The 6219-nt window shown below is 72.9% G+C and carries 4 protein-coding genes; all 4 read right to left on the bottom strand.

Annotation, left to right across the window (positions count from 1 at the left end; genetic code table 11):
- Positions 1–94: 94 nt before the first annotated feature.
- The 4 genes from AC1WTP_RS27920 to AC1WTP_RS27905 all read right to left on the bottom strand — a co-directional run bounded on the left by AC1WTP_RS27920 (position 95) and on the right by AC1WTP_RS27905 (position 6218).
- Entirely contained in the window at positions 95–1750 is a 1656-nt protein-coding gene (locus AC1WTP_RS27920) for a glycoside hydrolase family 13 protein (protein WP_481652223.1), read from the bottom strand.
- Positions 1747–3786, bottom strand: a complete 2040-nt coding sequence (locus tag AC1WTP_RS27915) for a hypothetical protein (RefSeq protein ID WP_481652222.1) — start codon at positions 3784–3786, stop codon at positions 1747–1749. The genes AC1WTP_RS27920 and AC1WTP_RS27915 overlap by 4 nt, the downstream gene beginning before the upstream one ends.
- 14 nt (positions 3787–3800) lie before the next feature.
- Positions 3801–5069, bottom strand: coding sequence for a Gfo/Idh/MocA family protein (locus AC1WTP_RS27910; RefSeq protein WP_481652221.1), 1269 nt, complete (start codon positions 5067–5069; stop codon positions 3801–3803).
- Between the two features lie 78 nt (positions 5070–5147).
- Positions 5148–6218 (bottom strand): glycoside hydrolase family 130 protein, encoded by a 1071-nt coding sequence (locus AC1WTP_RS27905; protein ID WP_481652220.1) that lies wholly within the window; start codon positions 6216–6218, stop codon positions 5148–5150.
- Position 6219 lies beyond the last annotated feature (1 nt).

Below are 6219 nucleotides of genomic sequence, written 5' to 3'. Positions count from 1 at the left end.
TCACACAGAGACTCACGCGATGACCCACCTCTATCCCGGCGGCACGCCGAAGCAGGTCAGCTTCTACACCACCCGGCGGGACGCAACCCCAGCCTTACCAGCCCGGCATCTCGATGCGCTGGTTGGTGGTGGCGAGAGCGCACGTCGGAACGAACCAGACCGCGACGTCCGGCGGTAGCAGGAGCGTTCCATCCGCTGGCTGGACCGGTGCGCTCGCCAGCAGCACTCGGCCGACGCCGGTCAGCGTTGCCGCCCGGTCGCTGGTGTTAAGGGCGCAGCCGAAGCGGTCGCCGCGCTGGAACGCCACTATGTCCGGCGCGGCATTCCACCAGGTCAGCTCATGGGCGGCGATGTCGTTGCCCAGCTCCCGGCGCATCCGAATCGCCGCTCGGTAGAGCGACAGGGTGGAGGCTTGATCGACCGTCTGCCGCTCCACGCTCCAGGTCCCCCAGCTGTCGGGCTGCGGCAGCCACGGCGGGGCGGCGCCCTCCGGCGAGAAGCCGTTCGTTTCGCCATCCACTGTCCACGGTATCGGTACCCGGGAGCCGTCGCGCCCGCGCACGGTCCGCCCTGAGCGCTCCCAGATCGGGTCGCGCAGGGCCTCGTCGGGGAGGTCCACCTGGGGCAGCCCCAGTTCCTCCCCTTGATAGATGTAGGCGGCACCGGGCAGCGCCAGCATCAGCAGGGCGGATGCCCGAGCCCGGCGCAACCCCCGTTCTCCCCCGCCGTAGCGGGTGACGGTCCTGGTTGCGTCGTGGCTGTTCAGCACCCAGGCCGGGCGGGCGCCGACCCGGAGGTACGCCTCGAGCGTCTGCCGGATGGTGTTCCGTAGCGTCGGGGCGGACCAGTCGCACTCCAGCAGTTCGAAGGTGAATGCCTGGTGCATCTCGTCGGGGCGGACGTACCGGGCGTGCCGGTCGGCGTCGAAGAGGCAGACTTCTCCGATCAGCGCCCGCTCCCCCGGCACCGCGTCGACCATGGTCCGCCACTGCCGGTACAGCTCGTGCACGGGCGCCTGGTCGAAGAAGGGCATCAGGTGGTTGCGACGGAAGTCGGTGTGCTGTCCGGGGCCGGCGTCGACCATGTCGGGGTGCTTGAACAGGGCGTGCGCCATGTCGATGCGCAGCCCGTCCACACCGCGGTCGAGCCACCATCGGATGATCTTTCGGAACTCCGCCGGCACCTCCGGGTTGTCCCAGTTCAGGTCGGGCTGCTCGGGGCTGAACAGGTGCAGGTACCACTCGTCGGGCCCGCCGTGTGGGCTCGGCACTCTCCGCCAGGCGCTCCCGCCGAACGCCGACCGCCAGTCGTTGGGTGGCCGGTCCGGGTCGTGGTCATCGACTGGGCGGAAGACGTACCGGCGGCGGGCAGCGCTGTCCGGTGGTGCGGCGAGCGCCGCCCGGAACCAGGGGTGCTGCTCCGAGGTGTGGTTGGGCACCATGTCGCAGACGACCCGCAGGCCAAGCCGGTGCGCTTCGGCGATGAGCACCTCGATGTCGGCGAGGGTGCCGAAGATCGGGTCGACGTTGCGATGATCGGCGACGTCGTATCCGCCGTCGGCCATCGGTGACGGGTAGAACGGTGTCAACCAGACGGCGTCCACGCCGAGGGAGACCAGGTGTGGCAGGCGGGCGGTGACCCCGGGGAGGTCACCGATCCCGTCCCCGTTGGAGTCGGCGAAGCTGCGGACGTACACCTGGTAGCAGACCCCGTTGCGCCACCACGGTTCCCCCGGCGCGGACCCGGTCACCGGTGGACCAAGGTGAAGCCGCCGGGCAGCACGGTCACGTGCAGCGTGACCGTGCTGCCGGTGTTCCGCGAGCGGAGCACGCCCGCCGCGTCGTACACCTCGATGGTGGCCGCTCCGGTGCCGCCAGGGCTGACCTCCGCGGTCCGCGCGGTCCGGGCGGCGCTGCGCAACAGCGTCGTGCTCCGCCCGTCGCCGGACAGGGTGAGCCGGGAGACCAGCGGCTCCAGCACGACCGCATCGAGGGTCGCCGTCTCCCCGGCCGTCGCCTCGGCGGTCAATTCGGTGGCGTGGGCGGCGAGTTCGCGGGGCAGGGTGACCGGGAGCAGCGCGCCCGGCGCCGGGGAGTTGCCCTGGGCGCCAACCCGGGCGTGGTCGACCTCGCCGAGCGGTCCGGCGTCGCTGCGCCAGACGGTGCGGGTGGGCACGCCGGGGCGCAGGTCCACCACGGGCAGCACCAGCCGGGGCTGGTCGGCGGGCGGGAGCTGCCAGCGCAGCCCGGCCCCGGCGGGCAGGTCGACGTACGCTGCGCTGATCAGCGACTCACCGGTCCATGCGGACGGTGGGGTGATCACGGTCGCGCCGCCCGAGCGGGTGGCGTCCTCGGCTTCCAGGGTCACCGCGCCGACCCGTTCGACGATCTCCGTCCGGCGGGCGAGGGCGGCCAGTTCGGGTCGGGCGTCAAGGGCGAGCATGCTGAGCAGCGTGTGGATGGTGGACTCGGCACCGGAGTTCCGGTTGACCTGCCTGTCGCCGTTGATGCCATCGATGGCCCGGCCGGTGTCCGGGTCGTAGCCGGGCGTCCCGGCGGGGTTCGCGCCGAAGTACCAGGTGGCGGTGACGGCGGCGAGCTGCGCGAATCCGGAACGTCCGCTGGTGTCGGCGACGGCGAGCAGCGACTGCAACCGGGAGTCGACGCCGTAGGCGATCTGGGTCCGGTCGGTCCGTGTGGGCAGCCGGCCGTTGTCCGGGCCGCCGGAGGTGAGCAGCCAGGGGGTGAAGACGGCCGAGTCGGTGATGGCCGGGTCGAGCAGGGTCCGGTCGCCGAGTGCGTGCGCGGCCCGGGCGAGCGCGGCCGGCATCTGGGCGCCCCAGCCGTGCCAGACCGAGCGGGACAGCGCCCAGGGGCGTAGCGCACCGAACGGCCATTCCCGCACGTCGCCGTCGGCGAGGGCGGCGATGCCCCGGGCGAGTTGGCGCAGCGCCTGGCGGGCGGTGGTGCCGCCGCCGGCCTCGACGTAGGCGGCCAGACCGAGGACCGCTTCGGCGGTGGCGTCCGCGCCGTCGACGATCAGCCAGGCCGGGGTGCGTTCCCCGTCGATGATCTGCCACCGGTTGTAGTGGACGAGCACCTGGCGCTGCACGGCGGCGATCGCCAGGTCGAGGCGGTCGCGCAGGAATCCGGCGAAGTCCGGGTCGGTGTCGCGGAACGCGGCGTATCCTTCGCCGAGCGCCCAGATGGTCCGGGCCAACCAGTACGAGGCGTCGCTGTCGGACGGGTCGGGTAGTTCCTTCGGCTCGGCGCTGGGGTTGAGCGTGCCGTCCGGCTGCATCCAGAGCACCACGTTGCCGGCGTGCGGACCGTCGGCGGTCTGCAGGTAGGTCAGGCCGCGCAGGAGCTGATGCGCGGCGTCCCGGCTGGTGGTGGTCCCGGTCTGTCGCCAGTGTCGCAGGTAGACCACTGCGGCCCGGGAGATGTCGTCGGCGTTGTAGGCGCCCTGCCCCCAGGTGTCGGTCTGGGGGTCGTAGGCGCCGCCGCCGACGCGGCGGAACTCGCCGTCCGGGCCGGGCTCGGCGTAGGTCCAGAGCACCCCGATTCCGGGAGCGTCGGCGAGCCGGTGGGTGGTGTGCCCCTGTTGGTCTGGCGGCGTGACGTCCTGTCGGAGGAAGTCCAGGTGGGTGAGGTTGGTCAGCGGCCCGATCTTCGCCGCCGTGCCCTGCACGGCACCGGCGGCGGGGGCGGCTCCGGCCGGGCCGGGGGTCGTCAGCAGCGGGGTGGTGAGGGCGAGGCCGCCCAACAGCAGGGATCGGCGTTTCACGGGGGTCTCCTCGGTCAGGACGGGTGAGCGGTGGTGGGGGAAGCCGTGAGTTGCTCCGACGAACGCGGTAGGTGGATGGTGCGTTCCTCGCGGGCGGCACGGCGGGCCGCGGCGGCGACGGTGACCGCCGTCGCGCCCTCGGTGACTCCGGCGACGGGTCGGTCGCCGGTACGGACGCAGCGAACCAGGTCGTGCATGGCGGCGCGCACGCTCTCGGTGTAGACGTACGGTTTGGCGGCCTCGCCGCCGAGGTCGACGGTGATCCGGCAGTGGTGCGGTAGCCGGCGCTCGTGGCCGCGCTCCCGGGCGTGTGCCGGACCGGCGTGCCGGCGCACCGCCACCTCGACGGCGGCCCGGTCAGCCAACCGGTGCCCGTCGACGGCGAGCAGGTCCCCGGCCCGCGCCGGCAGGGTCTCGACGAGCGCGGCTCCGGCGTCGTCGGTCCAGATGTCGATGGCGGCGTGCACGGGAATCCAGCCGGTCACCCGGGCCTCGGCGGTGCCGAAGTCGATCCGCAACAGTTGCCGCTCGCAGCGGTGGGCGTGGCTGAAGCCGTGCGCGAAGGTCGCCACCGCGCTGTCCGGGTACCGGGTGGTGGCGACCGCCAGGTCGACCAGGTCGCTGCCGGGACGGTGACCGAGCATGCCCTGCACGGAGTCGGGGGTCGAGCCGACCAGGGCGTCGGCCGCGTCGAAGAAGTGCACGCCGTGCTCGACGAAGATCCCGCCGCTGACCCGCTCGTCCCAGAACCAGTGCTCCGGGCCGAGGTCCTCGTCGCTGGCGTCGTTGTCGAAGGCGAGCCGCCGGACCGGACCGAGCAGCGGCTCGGCCGGGGCACCGGGCGGCGTGCCGAATCGTGGGTCACGTAGTCGGGCCAGCGCCCGTAGCACGGGGTTGTAGCGCAGTACGTGGTCGACGACCAGGACGCGACCGGTGGCGGCGACCGCGTCCCGAATGGCGACTGCGTCGTCCTCGTCGGTGGCGAGGGGTTTCTCGCAGAAGACATGCCGGCCGGCGCGCAGCGCCGCGAGGGTGGTCTCCGCGTGGCCGGCCGGCGGGGTGGCGACCACCACCGCGTCCACGTCGTCGGCCGTGACCAGCGCCTGCCAGTCCGGCATCGCCTGGGCGGCCAGGGTTTTGGCCAGCCGTCCGGCTCGGTCGGTGTCCGGGTCGGCGACCACGGTCACCGTCACGTCCGGTAGGTCACGCAGGGCGCCGGTGAGGAAGGTGGCGAAGCCGCCGGCCCCGACGACGCCGAGGCGCAGCGCGGCGGGGCCCGTCACGGTACCCGCCCCGCCGCGGCAGCCGACCTGGTCGTGGGCACCGGCCGGGTCACCAGGGCCGGCTGCGCCGTCGGCGGCTCACCGGACACGGTCCAGCCGGGCGACGCCGATCTTGGCGTCGGCCATCCCGTAGAAGACGTACCGGACCCCGTCGATCTCCTCGATTGCGGTCGGGAAGACCACGTTGGGCACGGTGCCGGAGCGCTCGTCCTCGGTCTCGGGCACCAGGATCGGCTCGGCGGTGCGGGCCAGCACCCGCCCCGGATCGGCAGGGTCGAGCAGCATCGCTCCGGCCGCATACTCGACCTTCTGCGTACTGGGGTCGAAGGTGTCGGGGATGTTGCCGGTCACGCCGTGGTGGATGAGCAGCCAGCCCTCCTCCACCCGAACCGGTGGCGGGCCGGCGCCGATCTTCAACTCCTCGTAGGGAAACTCGGACAGGGCGACGCACCGGTGGTCGCGGAGCCGGACCAGGGCGCTGATGTCGGAGTGCACCTCCTCGGCGGGGACGTAGGAGATCCAGATGCCGGGCCGCTCGTCGGTGATCCCGGCCGGCAGGTGCACCCCCTCACCGGGGCGGAACCAGCCCAGGTCCCACATCGGTCGGTGCAGCATCGCGTAGCAGGGGCGGCCGTCCGGGCCGGGCACCGGCTCGGGGAAGAAGACCGCGTCCTTGTTCGGGAAGAGGTTCAGGTCGGTGTCCAGATCCTGCTGGTACGCGAACTGCACCGGACCGAGCCGGCGCCAGGTGCGCAGGTCGGTGGAGACGGCCAGGGCCAGACGCGGGCCGAGTGGCCCGTACGCGACGTACGTCATCAGGTGCGCGCCCAGACCCGGCACCCAGGTGGTGCGCGGGTCCTCGACCCCTGCGTTGTTCAGCCCACGCTCCCACCCCTCGTCGGGGGCGAGCACGACGCCGCGCCGGATCACCCCGGCCGGCACCCCGTCGCGGAACTCGACCTCGGCGAGCCCGACCCGGGAGACGTTCCCTTCGGCGACCAGCCGGGGCAGCAGGTGCAACGTGCCGTCCGGGGTACGCCCGCTGGCCGGGTTGAGCACCCCCTCGACCTCCAGCGGCTCCCCCGCTTCGGGCGCCATGACCACGCCCAGCCGGGCGAGGGTGTACGGGACGACGGTGGAAACAGTCAAC

Source organism: Micromonospora sp. R311 (assembly GCF_056780015.1).
This window is presented reverse-complemented; position numbering and strand designations above follow the sequence as displayed.